This window comes from Roseateles sp. FW305-36, assembly GCF_058787015.1.
In genome coordinates, this window is the sequence record NZ_JBYSZK010000024.1 from 21576 (window position 1) to 43836 (window position 22261).

Consider the following 22261-nt stretch of genomic DNA (forward strand, 5'->3'; position numbering starts at 1 on the left):
CCCGCATCGCCGGCTTGGGGGGGGGCCTAGATTGGCCCCCCATGAAAGCTGCCGAAATTCCCCTGGATGAAGCCCTGCGCCTGCAGTGCCTGGCCGAACTCGGCCTGAGCGAGCCGCCACGCGAGCCCGAGCACGACGCGGTGCTGGATGGCCTGGTGCGTTGCGCCGCCCATCTGCTGGGCTATCCCATCGCGCTGATCAGCCTCGTCGGCGAGCGCCGCATGTGGTTCAAGGCCCGCTACGGCACCGAGGTCATCGACTGCGAGCGTGAGGCCTCCTTCTGCGCCCACACCATCCTCGGCGAGACCCTGTTCGAAGTGGCCGACGCGCGGGCCGACGCGCGCTTCGCCAGCAGACCCTGGGTCATCGGCGACACCCCGCTGCGCGCCTATGCCGGCCTGCCCATCCGACTGCACGGCGTGACGCTGGGCGCCCTGTGCGTCGGCGACACCGTGCCGCGCCGCCTGGACGCCGTGCAGGCGACGCTGCTGGCCGACATCGCGAATGCCGTCGAGGCCTGGTTCAGCCACCGCCGCGAGCATGTCGACCTGCTGGCCAGCCGCACCCACCTGCAGCAGCAGGCCGAGCTGCTCGGCCGCCTCAGCACCGAGACGCCCGGCATGCTCTTCCAGTACCGCAGCGCCCCCGGCCAGGGCGGCGAGCTCGGCTTCATCGGCGGCCAGGCCGAGCACATCTTCGGCCCGATCTCGCCGCTGCAGCCCGAGGGCCTGCGCGTCTTCGCCGAGCGCGTGCACCCCGAGGACCTGCCCGGCCTGCTGAACGGCATGCGCGAGGCCGAGGCCAGCGGCCAGCCCTGGCAGCGCCTGTTCCGCGTCTGCCTGCCCGGTGCCGACAAGCCGGCCTGGCGCTCCGGCCGCGCCAGCCCCTCGACCCAGGAGGACGGCAGCGTGCTCTGGCACGGCTTCATCGCCGACGTCGACGAGCACATCGAGATCGAGACCCTGCGCCGCGACAAGCTGGCCGCCGAAGAAGCCAGCGCCGCCAAGAGCGCCTTCCTGTCGCGCGCCAGCCATGAGCTGCGCACCCCGTTGAACGCCGTCATCGGCTTCAGCCAGCTGCTGCTGCTCAACCATGACGAACCGCTGACACCGCGCCAGCAGGAGCGCATCGAATGGGTGCTGGACTCCGCCAAGCGCCTGCACCAGCTCGTCGACGGGCTGCTGGACGTCGACCGCGAAAGGCCCGGCCACCCCGGCAGCTTCGATGGTGGCGAGGCCGCCGCCGACGCCTTCACCCTGCTCTACATCGAGGACGAACCACTCAACACCCTGCTGGTGCAGGAGGCCTTGCGCAGCCGCACCGACTGGCGCGTGCTGCACGCCGCCGACGGCCGCGCCGGCCTGGCCCTGGCCAGGACCCGCAAGCCCGACGTCGTGCTGACCGACATCAATCTGCCGGGCCTGTCCGGCCTGGACGTCGTCCAGGAGCTGCGCGCAGACGCGGCCCTGGGCGGCACGCTGTGCATCGCGCTGTCGGCCGATGCGACGCCGGGCCAGATCGAGCGGGCCATGCAGGCCGGCTTCGACGATTACTGGACCAAGCCGCTGGACATCCTCGAGCTCGCCGGCCGCCTGGCCGACGCCCTCGCCCGGCACGGCGGCCGCTGATCCGACACCGATTCTGTTTCTCAGGGAGAGAACATGATGAGCACCACAACGCAGAGCGCCAGACTCGCGCCACCGTCAAGAAACACGCGCAGTCTCTGGCGGCCCGCAGCCGCCACGGCCGGCACGCGCGCCGAACGCAGCTGCCTCATCCATCTGCTCGTCGTCGACGACGACATCGCCGTCATTGAATACCTGGGCCAACTGCTCAAGGGCTTCGCCCAGATCAGCTTCGCGACCAATGGCGAGGACGCGCTGCGCCTGGCCGAGCAGCATCGCCCCGATCTCGTGCTGCTGGACGTCGAACTGCCCGGCATGGGCGGCTTCGAGGTCTGCCGGCGCCTGCGCGCCACGCCCGGCCTGGCCGACCTGCCCATCATCTTCGCGACCTCGCATGCCGACGCCGGCACCGAGGCCCAGGCCCTCCGGCAGGGTGCCAACGACTTCCTGCGCAAGCCCTTCGACGACGTGCAGGTGCTGGCCCGCCTGCGCACCCAGCTTCGAGCCGCCGCCGAGCGCCCCGACGACCCCGAGGCCGCCGCGCGCCGCACGCGCATTCTCATCATCGACGACGACCCCACCAGCATCCAGCTCGTGCGCAGCCTGCTGGCCGACATCGGCGAATGCCATTTCGCCCTCGACGGCGCTCAGGCCCTGACCCTGGTCAGCGAGCTCAGACCCGATCTCATCCTGCTGGACATCGACCTGCCTGACAGCGACGGCTTTCGCGTCTGCAAGAAGCTGCGCGCCGACCCCGAGGTCGGCCAGGTGCCCATCATGTTCCTGACCAACTCCCACACCATCGGCCACGAAGCCCGCGCGCTGGCGCTGGGTGGCGACGACTTCGTGCGCAAGCCCTTCAGCGCGCCGGTGCTGTGCGCCCGCGTGCGCCGCCTTGTCGACCGCAAGCGCTCGCTGGAGCGCTATCTCGACCAGGTCGACCACCGCCATCGCCAGATCGGCAACGACCGCGTCGCCGCCGTCGTCCAGGCCTGCAAGGACGCCATCCTCGTCGTCGACACCGTCGGCCACATCGTCATGGCCAACGCTGCCGCCTGCGGCCTGCTGAATGTCGAGGCCGAGCTGCTCGGCCAGCGGCATCTCGACGAGCTGCTCATCCGTGGCGCCGACGAGCGCCACTGCGTGCAGCTCCCGGGTGGCCAGCGCGTGCCGGTGGAAGTCAGCACCTCGACCGAGGGCGAAGGCGCCGACGCCCTGACCGTGCACGTGCTGCGCGATACCCGCGAGCGCGACCGCGCGCAGGCACTGGCGCGCCGCCAGACCGAGGCCGCCGCCGCGCGCCGCGCCACCACGTCCATGCTGTCCTACATCGCCCACGAGATCGGCAACCCCGTCAACGTCATCAAGGGCTTCGCCCAGCTGATGCAGGCCGAGCGCATGAGCGCCGGCCAGGCCGACAAGCTGGCCCACATCCTCGACGCCGTGGGCCGCCTGTCGGGCCTGCTCGCCGATGTGGCCGACGTGGCGCACATGGAGTCCGGCCAGTTCCATGTCGAGCTGAAGGAGGTCGAGCTCAAGGCCCTGGTCGAGCAGGCCTGCGAGCCCGCGGCCGCCCAGGCCGCAGCCGTCGGCATGCGGCTGAACAGCCCGCCGCGCACGCCGCCGGTGCTGATGCGCGCCGACGCGCGCCGGCTGCGCCAGTGCCTGGACAACCTGCTGTCCAACGCCATCAAGTACGCCCGCGACGGCCTGCGCATCGAGGTCGAGATCGAGGACCGTGGCGCGGAGGTCGCCCTGTCCGTCCAGGACCATGGCTGCGGCCTCAGCGAGGAGCAGCTGGCCCATCTCTTCGAACCCTACAACCGCCTCGGCCGCGCCGGCGGCAGCATCCCCGGCACCGGCCTGGGCCTGACGCTGACGCGCGACCTCGTGCAGGCCATGGGCGGCCGGCTGGAAGTGCAGAGCCAACCTGGGCGGGGTTGTCGCTTCGAGATCCTGCTGGCGGCCGGCCAGCCCGCTGACGACAGGAATTAGCACGCCCGCGCCGAGCGGCCCCACAATGGATCGCGCCATGCCCTTGACCATCCCCAGCGCCATCCGCCCCGCCGCGCCCAGTCCGCTGGCCAGCCGGCTCGACAGCCTGCTGCCGGCCCTGGCGGATGCGCGCGTGCTGCTGGTCGACGACGACCCCGGCATGATCCAGATGCTGGGCCGGCTGCTGTCGGGCTACAGCCAGCTGCGCTTCGCCACGGACGGCGACCAGGCCCTGGCCATCGCCCGCAGCTGGCAGCCCGAGCTGGTGCTGCTGGACGCCGAGATGCCCGGCATCGACGGCTTCGAGGTCTGCCGCCAGCTCAAGGCCGATCCGCTGCTGGCCGAGGTGCCCGTCATCTTCGTCACCCAGCACACCGATGCCCGCGTCGAGTCGGCCGTCTTCGAGCTCGGCGCGGCCGACTTCGTCGCCAAGCCCGTTGCCGGGCCGGCCCTGCGCGCCCGCGTCGCCATGCAGCTGCGCCTGCACCGCACCGCCCAGCGCCTCGTGCGCCTGGCGCGCCGCGACGCCCTCACCGGCCTGGCCGAGCGTGCCCAGTTCGACGAGGAACTGGACCTGGAATGCCGCCGCGCGCGGCGCAGCGGCCAGCCCCTGGCCCTGCTGCTGGCCGGCCTTGAAGGCCTGCCTGGCTATCTCGAGCGCCATGGCCGTGGCGCCGCCGACAACGCGCTGCGCCACGTCGCCGGCCTGGCCCAGCAGGCCCTGCAGCGACCTGCCGACCTCGTCGCCCGCCATGGCGAAGACGTCTTCGCCCTGCTGTTGCCCGATACCACGGCCACCGGCGCCGCCGTGCTGGCCCAGCAGCTGCAGCAGGCATTGGCCGGCGAAAGCGAGCTGACTCTGGCCATCGGCATCGGTCTGCTGGCCGGCGACGGCGACCCCACCACGGCAGCCGCTGCCGCCCTGGCCGCTGCCCGTGCAGCCGGTCCCGGCCGCATCTATGCCAGCGCCGCCACGACCGCTGGCCACGAGCCGCCCGTCGCGACATGAAGCCGATCACGGTGCGCCGGTGGACCGCCGGCCTGCTGCTGGCCGCCGCCAGCTTCGCGCTGCAGGCCGCCCCCCTGGTCATCGCCATCGGCGAGTCGACCTTGTTCGCGCCACTGCAGCTCGCCGCCCAGGAGGGCTTCTTCGCGGCCGAGGGCCTGGACGTGCAGGTCATCAGCTGCATCAACGGCCGGCGCTGCCTCAAGCACCTGACCGACGGCGAGGCCCAGGTTGCCACGGCGGCCGATACGCCCATGGTCTTCGCCCTGCATGCCGGCCATCGCTTCGACATCCTCGCCACCTTCGGCACCTCGTCGCGGGACGCGACCCTGGTGGCCCGCACCGACCGCGGCATCCGCACGCCGGCCGACCTCGCGGGCAAACGCATCGGCGTCGTGCGCGGCACCAGCGCCCACTACTTCACCAATGTCTTCCTGCTCATCAACGGCGTGCCGCGCGACTCGGTGAACCTGGTCTTCATCGACCCCAACCGCGGCGCCGATCCGCTGCTGCGCGGCGAGGTCGACGCCGCCGGCCTCTACCGGCCCGCCGGGCCCCAGGCCCTGCAGCAGCTGGGCGCCAAAGGCCTGCAGCTGCCCACGCTGCGGCCCTACACCGTCATGGTCAACCTGGTGGCCCAGCGCGGCCTGAGCCAGGACGTGCTGCTGCGCCTGCTGAAGGCGGCCCAGCGCGGCGTGGCCCTGCTCAACGGCCAGCCCGGCCGCGCCCATGAGCTGCTCGGTGCGCGCTGGAAGGTCGATGCCCGCAACGCCGCCGCCCAGCTCGACGGTTATGATTTCCGTCTCAGCCTGGACCAGAATCTGCTCTCGACGCTGGAGGCCGAGTCGCGCTGGGCCGTGCGCGAAGGCCTGGTGGACAACAAGGCCGTGCCGGACTACCTCGAGCTGGTGCGCGTCGAGCCGCTGCGCGCGCTGGATCCACGGGCCATGACCATCATCAAATAGGTCTCCATGCGCCTGCGCCCGGCCCTGATGACCTGCGTGATCGCCGCGCTGCTGGTGGTGGGCGCGCGGCTGACGACCATCGCCATCGAGCGCGAGGCCTCGGAGCGCAACGACGCGCAGCGCACCACGGTCGAGGTCATCGCCCGCGACGCCGCCGGCCTGCTGGTGCTGACCCAGGACTACGGCCTGTACCGCAGCGAACGCGCCGCGCGCCAGTGGAATCTCGTGCACCAGCGCCTGAGCCGGGCCCTGGCCGACTACGCCGCCGCCGACGCGGCCAGCGCGGACGAGGTCGATGACCTGCAGGACACCGCCCGCGGCCTGCCGCAGATCTTCGCCACCCTGCGGCAGGCCACGCAGGCACCCGACGTCGACGCCGAGGTCGTGGCCCGCCGCGAGATGCTGACCGACCAGCTCGTCAACGAGACGCGCCGCGTCAGCGACGGTGCCTTCGAGCTGTCGCGCAACCTGGTCGAGTCACGCCGTCGCGACGCCACGCGCCAGCGCTGGCTGGCGGTCGCCACCCAGGCCACGCTGCTGACCCTGACGCTGCTGCTGGCCGGGCTGCTGCTGCGCCGCGTGCTGGCGCCCATCGACCGGCTGCGCCGGGTGACCCAGGCCGTCGAGGGTGGCGACCTGGCGGCCCGCAGCGGCCTGACGGGCAAGGACGAGCTCGGCCAGCTGTCACAGGCCCTGGACGCCATGACCGCTTCGCTGCAGCAGCGCGACAGCGAGTTGCGTGAATCCAACCGCCAGCTCGCACGCAACGAGGCCTTCCTGGAGCGCGCCGGCCAGATGGCGGGCGTCGGTGGCTGGGAGCTGGACCTCGCCACCGGCCGGCTCAGCTGGACGGCCCAGATCCCTGCCATCCATCACCTGCCCCAGGGCGACGGTCTCGACATCGAGGCCGTGCTGCGCGGCTTCATGCCCGAGTCCGCGCAGAAGCTGCGCGAGGCCATGGACAGGGCGGCAGCCACGGGCGAAGGCTGGGACCTGGAGCTGGAGCTGCTGGCTCCCGATGGCCGGCGGCACTGGCTGCATTCCGTCGGTGCGACCGGGAGTGAGGAGGGCCGCGTCGTCAGGCTGCTGGGCGCCGTGCAGGACATCACCGAACGCCGAGCCGCCGCGGATGCCCTGCGCCGCGCCATGCAGGCGGCCGACGCGGCCAGCGCGGCCAAGAGCGACTTCCTGGCCAATATGAGCCATGAGATCCGCACGCCGATGAATGCCGTCATGGGCCTGTCCTACCTGCTCGAGCGCACGCAGCTGGACGCCGGACAGCGCGACCTGATGGCCAAGATCAGCAGCGCCAGCCGTTCCCTGCTGGACGTCATCAATGCGGTGCTGGACCTCTCCAAGATCGAGGCCGGCGAGATGGCGCTGGAGGTCATGCCCTTCGACGCCAAGGCGCTGCTGCGCGATGTCGCCAGCCTGTTCCAGCCGCAGGCCGATGCCAAGCGCATCGCGCTGACGCTGGACCTGGACGCCGACCTGCCGCCGCTGCTGCTCGGCGACGCGGCCCGGCTGCGCCAGATCGTCAGCAATCTCGTGTCCAACGCCATCAAGTTCACGGCCGAGGGCGAGGTGATGCTGAAGCTGGATTGCGCCGATGCGCACGCCCGGCCGCTGCAGCTCGAGATCGCGGTGCAGGACAGCGGCATCGGCATTCCCGCCGACGCCCTGTCGCGCATCTTCACGCCCTTCACCCAGGCGGACAGCTCCACGTCACGCCGCTACGGGGGGACGGGCCTGGGCCTGTCCATCGTCAGACAGCTGTGCGAACTGATGGGCGGCCAGGTCGGCGTCAGCAGCAGCCCCGGCGCGGGCACGCGCTTCGTCGTGCGCCTGCCCTTCGAGCTAGCCCTCGGGCTGGCGACGCCGGCACGCCGCTTGAACCTGCTGCTGGCCAGCGACGACGACGCCCAGCGCGATGCCCTGCTGCGGCTGTGCGCGGATCTGGGCTGGCAGGCCGAGCCTCTGGCTGACGCACGTGCTCTGGCCGCGCGCCTGGACGGCGCCGCGCCCGACCTCGTGCTGCTGGACCATCGTCTGCTGCCACCGCTGCCCGCAGGCGACCAGCAGGCCCTGCAGGCCCGCCTGGCCGCCCTGCCCTGCGTGCTGATGAGCCGCAGCGCCGGCGTGGGCCAGCTGCAGCTGCCGGCCGATGTGTCGGCCCTCTTCGACGCGGTGCAGGCGGCCCTGACCGCGAAGGGCATGCCCCAAGCGCTGCTGGCTGCCGTGCCCGACCCCAACGCGGTGCAACGCCTGCCCGGCGTGCGCGTGCTCGTCGCCGACGACAGTCCCATCAACCTCGAAGTGGTCAGGCGCGTCCTCGAACAGGAAGGCGCCGTCGTCACGCTGGCGCCGGACGGCGCCGTCGCCGTCGCCAGGCTGCGCGCCGGACCGCAGGACTTCGACGCCGTGCTGATGGACGTGCAGATGCCGGTGCTCGACGGCCTGGCCGCGGCGCGCGGCATTCGCACCGACCTCGGCCTGCAGCGCCTGCCCATCCTCGCGCTGACGGCGGGGGCCCTGCTCAGCGAGCGCCAGCGCGCGCTGGACGCCGGCATGAACGGCTTCATCAGCAAGCCCTTCGACCCGGCCGGCCTCGTGCAGTTGCTGCGCGAGCAGGTCGAAGCCGCGCAGGGCCAGCGCCTGCCCGTGGCCGCGCGCGTCGCCGAGGCCCGCGCCCGCGAGGCCTGGCCTGCGCTGGAGGGCATAGACAGCGAAGAAGCCAGCCAGCGTCTGCGGGGCGACCTGGACTTCTTCGCCCGGCTGCTGGAGCGCCTGCTGGACGAGTTTGACGACCTGAGGACCGCGGCGCCGCTGGATGCCGGGCAGGCGGCATCCCGGCTGCACAAGCTGGGCGGCAGCGCCGGCCTGCTGGCGGCGGGGCCCCTGCGCGAAGCGGCGCAGCGCGGCGAGTCCCAGGCCCGTACAGGACATGACTTCCACGCTTCGCTGGCCGAGGTGGCCCAGCAGCTGGCCGCGCTGGCGGCACAGGCCCGTCCCTGGCTGAACGGCCGCCGCGCCATCGCGACACCCGCCCCGGCAGAGCCGCTGGACGCTCAGGCGCTGACCCGTTTCAAGCAGGCCCTGCGGATGCATGAGCTGGCGGCCCTGGATCAGTTCCAGCCGCTTGCACCGGCCCTGCGTGCCGCTTGCGGCGAGGCTGGCTTCGTGCAGTTGAACAGCGCGCTGGACCGCCTGGATTTCGACGCCGCCCTGGGCTTGCTGGCGGACCTCAGCCCTGCTGGCGACGTGCCAGCTTGACGCGATACATCGCTGCGTCCGATTCCCTCAGCACCTGCTCGGCGCCGGCCTGATGAGGATCGAGGCAGGCGACGCCGACACTGGCGCCCGCGTAGTCGATGGGTTGGCCGCCTGCGGCATGCAGGCCAACCGTGGCCAGCGCCAGCCTGTCCCGCAGCAGGCGCGCGGCCGATTCGCCGTCGAGCGCCAGCTTCGGGCCCAGGCCGACGACGACGAATTCGTCGCCCCCCATACGCGCCAGCACGTCGCCGCCGCGCAGCGCGGCCTGCAGGCTGGCGGCCACCGCGCAGAGGAACTCGTCGCCGGCATCGTGGCCGCGGCTGTCGTTGATCTGCTTGAAGCCGTCCAGGTCGATGGCGCCGGCCAGCAGCCAGCTGCCGGTGCGCTGGGCCAGAGCGGTCAGCCGGGCCAGCTCCTGCATCAAGGCACGGCGGTTCATCAGGCCGGTCAACGCGTCCGTCAGGGCCTGGGTCTTGAGCTCGGCATTGGCCTGCTGCAGCTTCTCGACCAGGCGCTCGCGCTCCACATGCTGCTCGATGAGACGGGCAAACAAGCGCAGCGCCTGCTCGGCCGCGGGCGTCAGCGGCTGGCGCTGTGAGCTGGCGGCGCACAAGGTGCCGTAGAGGGCCCCGTCATCGGTGCGCACCGGCGTGCTGACATAGGTCTGGATGCCGAGCAGGCGCGCCGCTTCGGAATCGGGCCAGGCCTCGGCGACGTTGTCCGTGTAGGGCCGCCCTTCGTCCAGCGCCCGCTTGCACAGCGTGTCACCCCAGGGCACGACCAGGCCCTCGGGAATCTGCAGCTCGTGCGAGTTGCGCGCGTAGACGACATGCTGCAGACCTTCGGCGAGGTCGACGGTCGTCAGATAGGTGGACTCCAGGCCCGTGACGGCCTCCAGCATCTCCAGCAGCGGCCGGGTCAGGTCTTCCAGCGTGCGGGCGGAGGAGACGGAATCGGAAAGCTGGGCGAAGAAGGAGTCCATGGGCACGGCGGAGTCGCGACCGGCCTACTGTAGAGCGGCTCAGCCCACCGGAAGCGCGGTTTCGTACTTCACTTCCCGCAACACCACGTTGCTGCGCACGCTGCTGACGCCGGGCAGCTTGAAGATGTGCTGCTGAAGGAAGAGGTCATAGGCCTTCATGTCGGCGGCGACCACCTTGATGACGTAGTCGGCCTCGCCGGTGATGGCGTGGCATTCGATGATCTCGCGCCGCGTGGACACCAGTTGCTCGAACTGCTCCACCGCGCCTTCGCTGTGCCTCACCAGGCTGACGTTGGCCAGCACGAGGATGGACAGGCCGATCCTCTCGCGGTCCACCAGCACGACCTGGCCCCGGATGACGCCGCGGTCCTCCATGTCCTTGACGCGGCGCCACACCGGCGTGGCCGACAGCCCGACCTGCTCGGCCAGGGCCTGGGTCGACAGCCGCGCATCGGCCTGCAGGGCCTCGAGGATCTGCAGGCTGGCGCGGTCGAGTTGATTCGTTTCCATGATCTGCCTCTTTGGAGAAGAATCATCTCATTCGAATGCCGCCACGCCGGCAATAAGGCAAGTTCTTCCGGTGCCGGGAGGGAAGAATTTCCCGCCCCCAAGGAGACAGACAGATGGCTGAAAACCCCGCCCTGCGCCCCTACCAGCTCAGCGACAACCTCGCGGCCGACAGCGGCGCCGTCTTCCTGACCGGCACCCAGGCCCTGGTGCGCCTGCTGCTGGCCCAGAAGAAGCAGGACGAACGCGCCGGCCTGAACACCGCCGGCTTCGTCTCGGGCTACCGCGGTTCGCCGCTGGGCATGGTGGACCAGCAGTTGTGGAAGGCCAAGAAGTTCCTGGACCAGGCCCACATCGAGTTCCTGCCCGCCATCAACGAGGACCTGGCCGCCACCGCCTGCCTGGGCGTGCAGCGCGTGGCCCTGGACCCGCAGCGCAACGTCGATGGCGTGTTCGCCATGTGGTACGGCAAGGGGCCGGGTGTGGACCGCTCGGGCGATGCGCTCAAGCACGGCAATGTCTACGGCACCAGCACGCAAGGTGGCGTCCTCGTCGTCTGCGGCGACGACCATGGCTGCGTCTCCAGCAGCACGCCCCACCAGAGCGACCAGGCCCTGCAGGCCTGGAGCATGCCCCTCGTCCATCCGGCCAACGTCGCCGAGTACCTGGAGTTCGGCCTCTACGGCTGGGCGCTGAGCCGCTTCTCGGGCGCCTGGGTGGGCTTCAAGGCCATCTCCGAGGTCGTCGAGAGCGGCATGACGGTGGACCTGGACGCCGTGCCCCTCGATTTCGAGCATGCCGTCGACTACACGGCGCCGACGAACCTGCACATCCGCTCGGTCGACCTGCCCTCGCTGGAGCTGGAGTCGCGCCTGGCGCACAAGATCGACGCCGTGAAGGCCTTCGCCAAGGTCAACAGCATCGACAAGCACATCGTCACCAGCCCCGCCGCAACGCTGGGCATCGTGACGGTCGGCAAGGCGCACTACGACTTCATGGAGGTGCTGCGCCGCCTGGACCTCGACCCCAACGCCCTGGCCGCGGCCGGCGTGCGGGTCTACAAGGTCGGCCTGGTCTTCCCGCTGGAACCCAGCCGCATCGTCGAGTTCTGTTCCAACCTGACCGACGTGCTGGTCATCGAGGAGAAGGGCCCGGTCGTCGAGCGCCAGATCAAGGAACTGCTCTACCACCTGCCCGACTTCCAGCGCCCGCGCGTCGTCGGCAAGACCGACGAGCATGGCTGTGCGGTGCTGTCGGCCCTGGGCGAGCTGCGCCCCAGCCGCATCATGGGCACGGTGGCCGACTGGCTGGCACGCCTCAACCCGGCCCTGGACCGCCGCCACCTCGTCGTCGATTTCCTGACGCCGCAACTGCTGTCCAACGCCGCCGACGCGGTGCGCCGCCAACCCTATTTCTGCTCGGGCTGCCCGCACAACACCTCCACCAAGCTGCCTGAGGGTTCGCGGGCCCTGGCCGGCATCGGCTGCCACTTCATGGCGAGCTGGATGGAGCGTGGTACCTCCGGCCTCATCCAGATGGGCGCCGAGGGCGTGGACTGGGCGGCGCATTCCCGCTTCACCAAGGAGAAGCACGTCTTCCAGAACCTGGGCGACGGCACCTACTACCACTCGGGCTATCTGGCCATCCGCCAGGCCATCGCGGCCCAGGCCAACATCACCTACAAGATCCTCTACAACGACGCCGTCGCCATGACCGGCGGCCAGCCGGTGGACGGCCAGACCAGCGTGCCGCAGATCGCGCGCCAGGTGGAGGCGGAGGGCGTGAAGCGCCTGGTGGTGGTGTCCGACGAGATTGGCAAGTACGACGGCCACCATGGCCTGTTCCCCGCGGGCACCACTTTCCACGATCGCAGCGAGCTTGATTCGGTCCAACGCGAATTGAGGGAGATCGAAGGCGTGACGGTGCTGATCTACGACCAGACCTGCGCCGCCGAGAAGCGCCGCCGCCGCAAGAAGAAGGAATTCCCGGATCCGCCCAAGCGCATCTTCATCAACGAGGCGGTGTGCGAAGGCTGCGGCGACTGCGGCGTGGCCTCGAACTGCCTGAGCGTGGTGCCGGTCGAGACCGACTGGGGCCGCAAGCGCGCCATCGAGCAGAGCAGCTGCAACAAGGACTTCAGCTGCGTGAACGGCTTCTGCCCCAGCTTCGTCTCGGTGCATGAGCCGGTGCTGAAGAAGAAGGCCGGCGCCAGCTACACGGCGCAAGACCTGGCGCGCGAGATCGCGGCGATCACGCCGCCCGCGGCGTGGAACTGGACGGGGCCGTTCGACCTGCTGGTCACCGGCGTCGGCGGCACCGGCGTCGTCACGGTCGGCGCCCTGGTGTCCATGGCAGCCCACCTGGAAGGCAAGCAGGCTTCGGTGCTGGACTTCATGGGCTTCGCGCAGAAGGGTGGCGCCGTGCTGAGCTTTGTGCGCGTCGCGCCGACGCTGGACCTGCTCAACCAGGTGCGCATCGACACCCAGCAGGCCGATGTGCTGCTGGCCTGCGACATGGTGGTGGGCGCGTCGCCCGACGCCCTGGGCACGGTCAAGGCCGGTCGCACCGTCATCCTGGCCAACACGCATGAGCTGCCCACCGCCGGCTTCGTGCGCAATCCGGACGCCTCGCTGCAGGGCGACTCCCTGATCGCCAAGATGAAGTTCGCCGTCGGCGAGCAAGGCGAGCTCAGCACCATCGATGCGCAGGACATTTCCCAGCGCCTGATGGGCGACACCCTGCCCAGCAACATCATCATGCTGGGCGCCTGCTGGCAGCGTGGACTCATCCCCGTCAGCGAGGCCGCGCTGATGCGCGCCATCGAGCTGAACGGCGTCGCCGCCGAAGCCAACAAGACTGCCTTCGCCCTGGGCCGCCTGGCCATCGCCGCGCCGGATGCCATCCAGCGCCTGGCCGGTGACGTCAACGTCGTCAAGCTCTTCAACTTCGACCAGCTCGACGGGCCTGACGGCCTGATCGAGCGGCGCGCCCAATTCCTGACCGACTACCAGGACGCCGCCTACGCCGCACGTTACCGCGCCCTGGTCGAGCGCGTGCGTGCCGCCGAGTCCGCCCTCGGCAAGGGCCAGCGGCTGACCCAGGCCGTGGCCCGCTATTACGCCAAGCTGCTGGCCATCAAGGACGAATACGAGGTCGCGCGCCTGTACACCGACGGCCGCTTCGAGAAGGCGATGAAGGAGCAGTTCGAGAACTGGGAGCGCCTCTCCTTCCACCTCGCCCCGCCGCTGATTGCCAAGCCCGGCGCCGACGGCCGCGCGAAGAAGATCGAGATGGGTAGTTGGACCTTCACGGCCTTCAAGTGGCTGGCGAAGTTGAAGGGTCTGCGCGGCGGCGCCCTGGACGTCTTCGGCAAGACCGACGAGCGCCGCATGGAGCGCCAGTTGATCAATGACTACGAAAAACTGGTCGACGAGATGCTGGCTTCACTGAGCGCGGACAACCTGAACACCGCCGTCGAGTTGGCCCGCCTGCCCGAGAAGATCCGCGGCTACGGCCATGTCAAGCATGCCAACGTCGTCGCGGTGAAGAAGCAGTGGCAGGCCCTGCTGGACCGTTTCCATGGCCGCGCGGTCGAGGTGGCGGCCCAGCCGGTGGCGATGCCGGTGCGCGTGAAGGGCGTGGCCGAGCTGTAGACCTCAGCCGAGGCCGTCCAGCACCACGACATTGCTGCTGGTGCCGGCCTTGCGGTGCACGGCGATGGCCTGGTACTGGGGGGACTCGGCCCATTGCCGGGCCAGTTCGCGGCTCGGGAACTCCAGCAGCACCGTCCGGTCGTAGGGCCACTGGCCCTCGGTCGGCACCGGCGCGTTCTGCGCCGCCAGCACCTTGCCACCAAAAGGCTCGAGCGTCGGCATGAAGGCCCGGGCATAGGTCTTGTACGCGTCCAGATCGTGGATGGACATGTTGTTGATGATGTAGACCGGCATGTCTACCTCCTGGTTGCTGCGCGCAAGATGCCAATGGTGGGCCTGTTTCGAGGATAGCCCCAAGCCCGGGAGATGCCGTCGCCGGCGGCCTATGCTGGGCGCCATGCCTTCGACCCCGTTGAAGGGCCACAAGGCCCATCTGCCCAGCAAGACCTGCGTGGCCTGCGGGCGGCCCATGAGCTGGCGCAAGGCCTGGGCGCGCAACTGGACACAGGTGAAGTACTGCAGCGAGCGCTGCCGCCGCCAGGGGGCGCCGCGCGATGCGTGACCTGGTGCTGGTGCCGGGCGACCAGCTCGACCTCGACGCCGCCGCCTTCGACGGCTTCGACGCCACGCAGGACGCCGTGTGGATGGCCGAGGTGGCCGAGGAATCCACGCATGTCTGGAGCAGCCAGCCGCGCATCGCCCTCTTCCTCGCCGGCATGCGCCACTTCGCCGAGGCCCTGCGCAAAGCCGGCCGCCCGCTGCACTACCGCCGGCTGGACGACCCAGCCACCCGCGCCAGCCTGGCCGCCCAGCTCGCCGAGGACATCCAAGCGCTGCAGCCGCGCCGCCTGGTGCTGACGCAGCCGGGCGACTGGCGCGTGCTGCAGGCCCTGCAGGGCGTGGCCCGGGAGGCCGGCCTGCCGCTGGACCTGCGCGAGGACCGCCACTTCTTCACCACGCCGGCCGACTTCGCCGTCCATGCCGCGGCACGCGGCGAGCGCGGCCTGCGCATGGAGTTCTTCTACCGCGAGCAGCGCCAGCGCCTGGGCATCCTGATGGCGGGCGACGGGCCCCTGGGCGGCCGCTGGAACTTCGACACGGACAACCGCCGGGCCTTCGGACCCCAGGGGCCGGGCTTCGACCTGCCGCAGCCGCCGCGCTTCCCACCCGATGCGGTCACGCAGGAGGTCATCGCACTCGTCCGCCAGCGCTTCGGCAGCCACCCCGGCCGGCTCGACAGCTTTGCCTGGCCGCTGACACGGGCCCAGGCCCTGCAGGCCCTGCGTGCCTTCATCACCGAGCGCCTGCCGCTGTTCGGGCCCTACCAGGACGCGATCTGGCCCGGCGAGCCCTGGCTTTACCACGCCCAGCTGTCGGCAGCGCTGAACCTCAAGCTGCTGACGCCGCATGAAGTGGTGGCGGCCGCCGAGACGGAGGTGCGCGCCGGCCGCGTGCCGCTGGCCAGCGGCGAGGGCTTCATCCGCCAGATCCTCGGCTGGCGCGAGTATGTGCGCGGCATCTACTGGACGCGCATGCCGGGCTACGCTGCCGCGAACGCGCTGGACGCCCACGAACCGCTGCCGGCCTGGTACTGGACAGGCAAGACCGACATGGCCTGCCTGCGCGACGCCATCCGGCAGACGCTGGAGCACGGCTATGCCCACCACATCCAGCGCCTGATGGTGACCGGCTTGTACGCCCTGCTGCGGGGCGTCGAGCCCGCCGAGCTGCACAGCTGGTACCTGAGCGTCTATGTGGATGCCGTCGAATGGGTGGAGTTGCCCAACACCCTCGGCATGAGCCAATACGCCGACGGCGGGCTGATGGCCAGCAAGCCCTATGCCGCCAGCGGCCAGTACATCGCCCGCCAGAGTCCGCTGTGCCAGGGCTGCCGCTACCGACCCGAAGTGCGCTGGGGCGACCAGGCCTGTCCCCTCACGACGCTGTATTGGGACTTCCTGATGCGCCACCATGCCAGGCTGGCCGGCAATCCGCGCATGGCCGGGCCGCTGCAGCAACTGGCGCACATGACCGACGAGGACAGGCTGCAGATTCGTGCGCAGGCCGCGGCGCACCGCGGCGGGTGATCAGACCGGTTCCTGCCAGCCCAGCGCCGCCATGTCCGGCACGCGATGCTTGTCGTCCCCGAGCAGGATGAAGTCGTCCAGCTGCGGTGGCTTGACGGCCGTGCCGGCCAGCATGGCGTGGGCCTGGCCGCGGTGGTGGGTCTGGTGCATGAAGAGATGGGCCATCACCCGGCCCAGCGGCTCGCGCGGGCCGTTCTCGAGGCCGGCGCCACGGTCGAAGGCGACGATGCGCTCCTCGTCGCCGGGCTTCAGGTCCACGCACAGATCGATCAGGCGCTGGTCGCTTTCATCCTGTCGCGCAGCCAGTTCCTGCGCCGTCTTCGCCGGCACATAACTCGCCCAGATGTGGCGCATGGCGACGTCGCCCTGCAGGGCGGCGATGTAGTAGTGGTCGACGTTGAGCACATGGTTCAGCGTCAGCGCCAGGCTGGGGAAGAAGCTGGTGCGCGGCGCGTGGAAGTCGGCCTGGGGCAGTTCGCCCACCGCGGACAGCAGGCGGCGGTTGGCCAGGCGGTTGGCGCGGGCCTGGATCAGCAGGAGATTCATGGCGGGCATTGTGCGTGGACCGCAGCCGCTTGGGGCTGACGGCGAGGCCGGGACATGCTTCAATGGCCGCACCGCAAAGTAAAGAGACAAGCTTGCGCATCGGAGACGGCTACACCGGGCCAGAGATGGTCAGCACGACGGCATGGGTGGCTGCCGCGGCGGTGCTGTCCATCGGCCTGGCGCTGACCGCCGCCGCCGTCATCTGGCAGCAGCGCCAGGCCCGCGCCGAGGTCCACACCGAGCAGGAGCGGCAGATCGAGAGGCTGCAGGCCGACATCGTGAAGCGCCTCGCCACGCCGGTCTATGGCCTGAAGGGCGCGCGCGGCGCCCTGGCGGCGCTGGAGGGCAAGCTCGACCGCGCGGCCTTCGACGCCTATGTCGAGTCGCGCGACCTGCCGCACGAGTTCCCCGGCGCCCGCGGTTTCGGCTTCATCGAAAGGGTGGAGAGGCGCGACCTGGACGCCTTCGTCGCCGCCCACCAGCGCGCCGGCGCCACGGAGTTCCGCGTCCACGGTTCTGGAAACGACCCGACCCTTTACGTGGTCACGCAGATCTCCCCCTTCTCCCGCAACATCGGCGCCTGGGGCATCGACTCCGGCGCCAACCCGGTACGCCGCCAGGCCATCGAGCAGGCCGTCGACACGGGCGAGGCCACGCTCTCCAGCGCCGTGCGCCTGGTGCAGGACCCGCTGAAGGGCCCGGGCTTTCTGCTGCTGGTGCCGGTTTACAGGCAGGGGCACGACCCCGGCAATGCAACCGAGCGCCGCCGCTCCCTGCAGGGCCTGTTCTACGCGCCGCTGGTCGCCAACGAGCTGCTGCACGGCGTCGCCGAGCCGGCCGCGGCGCTGCTGGACCTGAAGTTGTCGGTGCGCACGCTGGAAGGCGATTTCGCACCGCTGCTCGCGACGCGCAACGGCCAGGCGCTGACGCTGGAGGAGGCGGCGGAGTTCGCGCCGATGGACGAAACCACCGCGGACAGCGTGCTGTTCAGCGTCGCCGGACGCGAGTTCCGGCTCGAGGCGGCGCTGACGCACGACGCCGCCGTGCGCCTGCTCGGACTGTCGGGCGTCGGGCTGGAGCTCGGCGGCGCGCTGCTGAGCCTGCTGCTGGCCGTGACGGTCTATCTGCTGGCGGCCGGCCGGGCGCGCGCCGAGCAGATGGCGCGCGGCATGACGGCCGACCTGGCGCGGCTGGCCAACGTCGCCAGCCACACCACCAATGCGGTCATGATCACCGACACGGAGCGCCACATCACCTGGGTCAACGACGGCTTCACGCGGCTGAGCGGCTACACCAGCGCCGAGGCCCAGGGCAAGCGGCCCAGCGATTTGCTGCATTCCGAGCTGACCCACGAGGACACCGTGCACGGCATGCGCGAGGCCATGAACGTCGGCCTGGGCTGCAAGGCCGAGCTGATGCAGCGCGCCAAGGATGGCCGCGACTACTGGGTGGACATCGAGATCCAGCCGCTGCGCGACGACGTCGGCGACCTGAGCGGCTTCATGGTCATCGAGTCCGACATCACCGCGCGCAAGCTGCTCCAGGCCCAGGCCGACGAGGCACGCACCAGCCTGCAGGACCTCTACGACAACGCGCCCTGCGCCTACTACGCGCTCGACAGCCAGGGCCGCTTCCTGCAGATCAACGCCCTCGGCCTGAGCTGGCTGGGCTGCACGGCCGAGGAGCTGATTGGCCTGGCCAGCCCCTTCGACTTCTTCGACGCCGAGGGTCGCAAGCTCTTCAGCGAGGCCTTCCCGCGCTTTATGCGCGAAGGCCGCGTCTCGGAGCTGGAATTCAACCTCACCGGCCGCCAGGGCCAGACCCGCCGCGTCAGCCTGTCGGCCACCGCCATCTACGACGCCGGCGGCAACTATCTGCGCAGCCGCTCCGTGATGTTCGACATCAGCGAGACCCACCGCATCCGCCAGCAGCTGCACCAGCTGACGCTGGACCAGGAAGCCATGCTGGAGAGCGACCTGATCGGCATCGCCAAGCTGCGCGACCGCCGCATCAGCTGGCGCAACCATGCGCTGGAGCGCATGTTCGGCTTCGGCGACGGCGAACTGCTGGGCGTGCCGGTGCGCGACCTCTACCAGGACGCCGCGGCCTACGAGACCCTGGGCGCCATGGCCTACCCGCAGATGCGCGCCGGCGGGCGCTTCCGCACCCAGCTGCAGATGCGCCGCAAGGACGGCTCGCTGATCTGGGTGGACCTGGCCGGCGTCGAGCTGCCCGGCAGCGACGGCGCCTCGCTGTGGATGATGGTGGACATCACGCAGAGCAAGGCCCACGAGGCGCGCATGGAACGCGCTGCCCTGCACGACGCCCTCACCGGCCTGCCCAACCGCCTGCTGCTGGGCGACCGCCTCAAGCAGGCCATCGCCGGCGCCGAGCGCAGCGGCCATGTCTTCGCCCTGGCCTATCTGGACCTGAACGGCTTCAAGCAGATCAACGACAACCATGGCCATGACGCCGGCGACGAGGTGCTGAAGGCCGTCGCCGCGCGGCTGCAGACCGGGCTGCGCGCGAGCGACACGGTGGCACGCCTCGGCGGCGACGAGTTCGTCGTGCTGCTGACGCCCACCGAGGCGCCGGCCGAAGCCGAGCCCGTGCTGAACCGGCTGCTGGACGGGCTGATGCAGCCCATCACGCTGGGCAGCGGCGTGCAGGTGGCCGTGGGCAGCAGCCTGGGACTGGCGCATTTCCCGGTCGATGGCGGCACCCCTGATGCGCTGATGCGCCATGCCGACGAGGCCATGTTCGCCAACAAGCGCGCCGCCCGCGCCCGCGCACGCACAAGTTAGGAATTGTTTCAGCCGGGGCGAATTCACGCCGGATGCGCCCCAGGCGCCGATCGGTTGTAACAACCTTGCGCGGCTTGGGGCATCATGCTCGTCCATGTTCACCCGTCGCCAAGCCCAACTCGCCCTGGCCAGCCTCATGCTGCCGGCCAGCTTCGCACGCGCCCAGGAGCGCCGTGCCATCGTGCTCGGACAGTCCGTGCCGCTGACCGGCCCGGCCGCCCAGCTGGGACTGCAGATGCAGCTGGGTGCCAAGGCCTATTTCGATGCCGTCAACGCGGCCGGCGGCGTCGGCGGCCTGCCCATCGTGCTGAAGACGCTGGACGACGGCTACGACCCCGCGCGCTGCAAGGCCAACACCGAAAAGTTCATCCAGGAGGACGTCTTCGCGCTGTTCGGCTATGTCGGCACGCCGACCTCGCTGGCCGCCCTGCCCCTGGTCAACGCCGCCAAGATCCCCTTCATCGCGCCCTTCACCGGCGCCGAGGCCCTGCGCGATCCCTTCAACCGGCTGCTCTTCCACGTCCGGGCCTCCTACTACGACGAGACCGAGCTGATCGTCAAACAGCTGACCCAGCTGGACCTGAAGAAGATCGCCGTCTTCCACCAGAACGACGCCTACGGCCAGGCCGGCCTCAAGGGCGTGGTGCGCGCGCTGGAAAAGCGCGGCCTGCAGCCGGTGGCCGTGGCGACCGTGGAGCGCAACAGCGTCGACGTGGCGGCGGCCGTGAAGACCCTGGTCCCGGCCCAAGCCGAGGCCATCGTGCAGATCAGCGCCTACAAGAGCTGCGCCGCCTTCATCCGCGAGGCCCGCAAGGCCGGTTATTTCGGCCAGTTCTACAACGTGTCCTTCGTCGGCACCCAGGCCCTGGCCGATGAGCTCGGCAAGGACGCCGCCGGCATCGTCGTGTCCCAGGTCATGCCCTCGCCCTTCGGCACTGCCGTCGGCCTGGTCAACGACTACCAGCTCGCCCTGCACAAGGCCGACGCCAAGGCCGAGCCCAACTACACCAGCATGGAAGGCTATGTCGCCGCCCGCGTCATCGTCGACGGCCTGCGCCGCCTGGGTGGACGCCTGAACCGCGACGCCCTGATCGCCGCGCTGGAAGGCCTGTCGGGCTACGAGGCCCGCGGCTATCACCTGCACTTCTCGCCCACCAAGCATGCGGGCTCGAGCTTTGTCGAACTCTCCATGCTGACGGGCGACGGCAAGGTCAAGCGCTGATCAGCCGGCTACCGGCTCGGGACAAGGTGGCGGACAAGTAGGCGGGAAAGCCAAGCCCGGGCTTGGGTGGGCCACCTGCGGTCGATCCCAAGCGCCCGCTTCAGAGCGCTGCGTTGACCGGCAGCGCATCCAGTGGACTTCGCACGGCACCACCTCCCAGGCGCAGTACGTGGGTGTAGATCATCGTGGTCGCCACGTCGGCATGTCCCAGCAGTTCCTGAACGGTACGGATGTCGCTGCAGGCGCGACGATGGAGCGATAGATGATTAAACGGCAGAACTCAGATGTTGACGGCCTCCCGGTGCGCCCGAACCATTCGTTCAAGCCGACTTACGTCGGCAAGCCGCCGCTCGCGGCTCAGCTTCAACGTTGTGCCTCTTGATGGAGACTGGACCGCTATACGCCTCTGGCGTATAGTCCCGCCATGCTCACGGTCGTTGAAACGTCGCTCTTCCAGCGCCAGTGGCCGCTCTATTGGAGCGAGGAAGAGCGAGGCGTCTTCGCGGCGTACATCGCGGAGCATCCCACCGCCGGAGATGTCGTGCCCGAGTCCGGCGGCATTCGCAAAGTTCGATGGGGTCGCGCAGGTTCGGGCAAGTCGGGTGGCGTGCGGGTGATCTATTTCACTCGCAATGCCGAAGGTGAGGTGGTCCTGCTGACGCTCTACGCAAAAGCAAAGACGGACAACCTCACTGGGCCCAAGTTGAAGGAGATTCGTCGTGCCCTCGAAGAGTAAACCCCTGACCGACGCGGAACTCACCGCTCACGAAGCCAAGCGCGATCTAGCAGCCGAGCTGCTGCAATCAGTGCGGGAAATGAAGGCTGGACAAGTTCGCGTCATTTCCTCTCCCGTCATTGAGGCGCGAAACAAGACCGGGCTGTCTCAGTCGCAGTTCGCGGCGCTGATGGGGGTCTCGGTTCGTACACTGCAAGGGTGGGAGCAGGGGCGCAAGCAGCCAAGCGGTGCGGCGCGCACGTTGTTGGCTATTGCCAGCACGAATCCAAAGGCATTACTTGCGGTGGCGCAGAAGTAAGTGCGCCAGAGGCCCAACCAGTCGCTCGAGCCGACTCGCGTCAGCAGGCCGCCGCACGCGGCTCAGCTTCGTTAGATTTAACGTGCATGCGTCGATTCTTAGTCACCGCTCTCGCACTCGTTGCTGGTCATGTCTTCGCCGGCGAGCCGCCTGTTCCAAAGGAGTCGCAGGGCTACTGGGTCCCAGTGGGTGCTTCTTGCAAGTCGGAACTCGGCGTCTTTGTCGGAGCAGGTTCCGTCGAGTTCCGCAACAAGCAGCAACGCCGGCTGATCAAGACACAGGCTTGCTTCTCCTGTGAGGGCGGTGCCAGGTACTCAGGGATCGTCATTTGGGTCACCGCCGATACACCCGGCAGTGGCGAATTCACGGTCTATCTGAATTCAGAGGAGCGTCAGGGGATGGCGAAGGTAGAAATCGATGACACGGCAATGCGTTCGACGTTTCCCTTCGATGGCATAGCACTCAAGCGCTGTGAAATCTAACCTCTCTACAGGGACTTCCCGGTTAATCAACCGGATTGATGTGGGCGGTATTCGATAGTTGCCGTTGCTGTTTTCCTCAA

17 protein-coding genes and 1 pseudogene are annotated in these 22261 nt (G+C 69.7%); 13 read left to right on the forward strand and 5 right to left on the reverse strand.

From position 1 onward, the window contains the following. Positions 1–41 precede the first annotated feature (41 nt). Genes AC3WOE_RS29195 through AC3WOE_RS29215 form a run of 5 tightly spaced genes read left to right on the forward strand, consistent with a single transcriptional unit; the run spans position 42 to position 8864 of the window. Positions 42–1628 carry a response regulator gene (locus AC3WOE_RS29195; protein WP_492695787.1) on the forward strand — a complete coding sequence of 529 codons (1587 nt, stop codon included), beginning with the start codon at positions 42–44 and terminating at the stop codon, positions 1626–1628. A gap of 33 nt (positions 1629–1661) precedes the next feature. Next, positions 1662–3620: an ATP-binding response regulator gene (locus AC3WOE_RS29200; protein WP_492695789.1), complete on the forward strand. Its 1959-nt coding sequence runs from the start codon at positions 1662–1664 to the stop codon at positions 3618–3620. Positions 3621–3657: 37 nt separating this feature from the next. Further along, positions 3658–4629: a GGDEF domain-containing response regulator gene (locus tag AC3WOE_RS29205; protein WP_492695791.1), complete on the forward strand. Its 972-nt coding sequence runs from the start codon at positions 3658–3660 to the stop codon at positions 4627–4629. Further along, positions 4626–5591, forward strand: coding sequence for an ABC transporter substrate-binding protein (locus AC3WOE_RS29210; RefSeq protein ID WP_492695793.1), 966 nt, complete (start codon positions 4626–4628; stop codon positions 5589–5591). The genes AC3WOE_RS29205 and AC3WOE_RS29210 overlap by 4 nt, the downstream gene beginning before the upstream one ends. A 6-nt stretch (positions 5592–5597) precedes the next feature. Next, positions 5598–8864, forward strand: coding sequence for a hybrid sensor histidine kinase/response regulator (locus tag AC3WOE_RS29215; RefSeq protein WP_492695795.1), 3267 nt, complete (start codon positions 5598–5600; stop codon positions 8862–8864). Here the strand turns inward: AC3WOE_RS29215 and AC3WOE_RS29220 are convergent. Together AC3WOE_RS29220 and AC3WOE_RS29225 are read right to left on the reverse strand one after the other, a co-directional pair. Further along, a complete protein-coding gene (locus AC3WOE_RS29220; RefSeq protein WP_492695797.1) occupies positions 8836–9846 on the reverse strand; it encodes a sensor domain-containing diguanylate cyclase in 1011 nt (336 codons plus the stop codon). The two genes, AC3WOE_RS29215 and AC3WOE_RS29220, sit on opposite strands and share 29 nt — an antisense overlap. Before the next feature lie 39 nt (positions 9847–9885). Beyond that, complete coding sequence (locus AC3WOE_RS29225) at positions 9886–10356, reverse strand: Lrp/AsnC family transcriptional regulator (protein WP_492695799.1); 471 nt, start codon at positions 10354–10356, stop codon at positions 9886–9888. Between the two features lie 113 nt (positions 10357–10469). Here AC3WOE_RS29225 and AC3WOE_RS29230 point away from each other — a divergent pair, with 113 nt between their 5' ends. Then, positions 10470–14006, forward strand: coding sequence for an indolepyruvate ferredoxin oxidoreductase family protein (locus tag AC3WOE_RS29230; RefSeq protein ID WP_492695801.1), 3537 nt, complete (start codon positions 10470–10472; stop codon positions 14004–14006). 3 nt (positions 14007–14009) lie between these two features. On the opposite strand, the gene AC3WOE_RS29235 is transcribed toward AC3WOE_RS29230, so the two are convergent. Then, on the reverse strand, positions 14010–14300 hold the full coding sequence (locus AC3WOE_RS29235; protein ID WP_492695803.1) for a DUF1330 domain-containing protein: 291 nt from the start codon (positions 14298–14300) through the stop codon (positions 14010–14012). A 103-nt stretch (positions 14301–14403) separates the two neighbouring features. Here AC3WOE_RS29235 and AC3WOE_RS29240 point away from each other — a divergent pair, with 103 nt between their 5' ends. Together AC3WOE_RS29240 and AC3WOE_RS29245 are read left to right on the forward strand one after the other, a co-directional pair. Further along, a complete protein-coding gene (locus AC3WOE_RS29240) occupies positions 14404–14568 on the forward strand; it encodes a DUF2256 domain-containing protein (protein ID WP_492695805.1) in 165 nt (54 codons plus the stop codon). Continuing rightward, complete coding sequence (locus tag AC3WOE_RS29245) at positions 14561–16093, forward strand: cryptochrome/photolyase family protein (protein WP_492695806.1); 1533 nt, start codon at positions 14561–14563, stop codon at positions 16091–16093. The genes AC3WOE_RS29240 and AC3WOE_RS29245 overlap by 8 nt, the downstream gene beginning before the upstream one ends. On the opposite strand, the gene AC3WOE_RS29250 is transcribed toward AC3WOE_RS29245, so the two are convergent. After that, positions 16094–16639, reverse strand: a complete 546-nt coding sequence (locus AC3WOE_RS29250) for a DinB family protein (protein WP_492695808.1) — start codon at positions 16637–16639, stop codon at positions 16094–16096. A 92-nt stretch (positions 16640–16731) separates the two neighbouring features. On the opposite strand from AC3WOE_RS29250, the gene AC3WOE_RS29255 reads away from it, so the two are divergent. Beyond that, complete coding sequence (locus AC3WOE_RS29255; protein ID WP_492695810.1) at positions 16732–19443, forward strand: sensor domain-containing diguanylate cyclase; 2712 nt, start codon at positions 16732–16734, stop codon at positions 19441–19443. 94 nt (positions 19444–19537) lie between these two features. Next, entirely contained in the window at positions 19538–20665 is a 1128-nt protein-coding gene (locus tag AC3WOE_RS29260; RefSeq protein ID WP_492695811.1) for an ABC transporter substrate-binding protein, read from the forward strand. A 100-nt stretch (positions 20666–20765) separates the two neighbouring features. Here the strand turns inward: AC3WOE_RS29260 and AC3WOE_RS29265 are convergent. After that, positions 20766–20900 (reverse strand): annotated as a pseudogene (locus AC3WOE_RS29265) (tyrosine-type recombinase/integrase); the annotation flags it as partial. Positions 20901–21089: 189 nt separating this feature from the next. Here AC3WOE_RS29265 and AC3WOE_RS29270 point away from each other — a divergent pair. The 3 genes from AC3WOE_RS29270 to AC3WOE_RS29280 all read left to right on the forward strand — a co-directional run bounded on the left by AC3WOE_RS29270 (position 21090) and on the right by AC3WOE_RS29280 (position 22181). After that, entirely contained in the window at positions 21090–21401 is a 312-nt protein-coding gene (locus tag AC3WOE_RS29270; RefSeq protein WP_492695813.1) for a type II toxin-antitoxin system RelE/ParE family toxin, read from the forward strand. Beyond that, a complete protein-coding gene (locus AC3WOE_RS29275) occupies positions 21385–21699 on the forward strand; it encodes a helix-turn-helix domain-containing protein (protein ID WP_492695815.1) in 315 nt (104 codons plus the stop codon). The genes AC3WOE_RS29270 and AC3WOE_RS29275 overlap by 17 nt, the downstream gene beginning before the upstream one ends. 86 nt (positions 21700–21785) lie before the next feature. Continuing rightward, entirely contained in the window at positions 21786–22181 is a 396-nt protein-coding gene (locus AC3WOE_RS29280; RefSeq protein WP_492695817.1) for a hypothetical protein, read from the forward strand. Positions 22182–22261 lie beyond the last annotated feature (80 nt).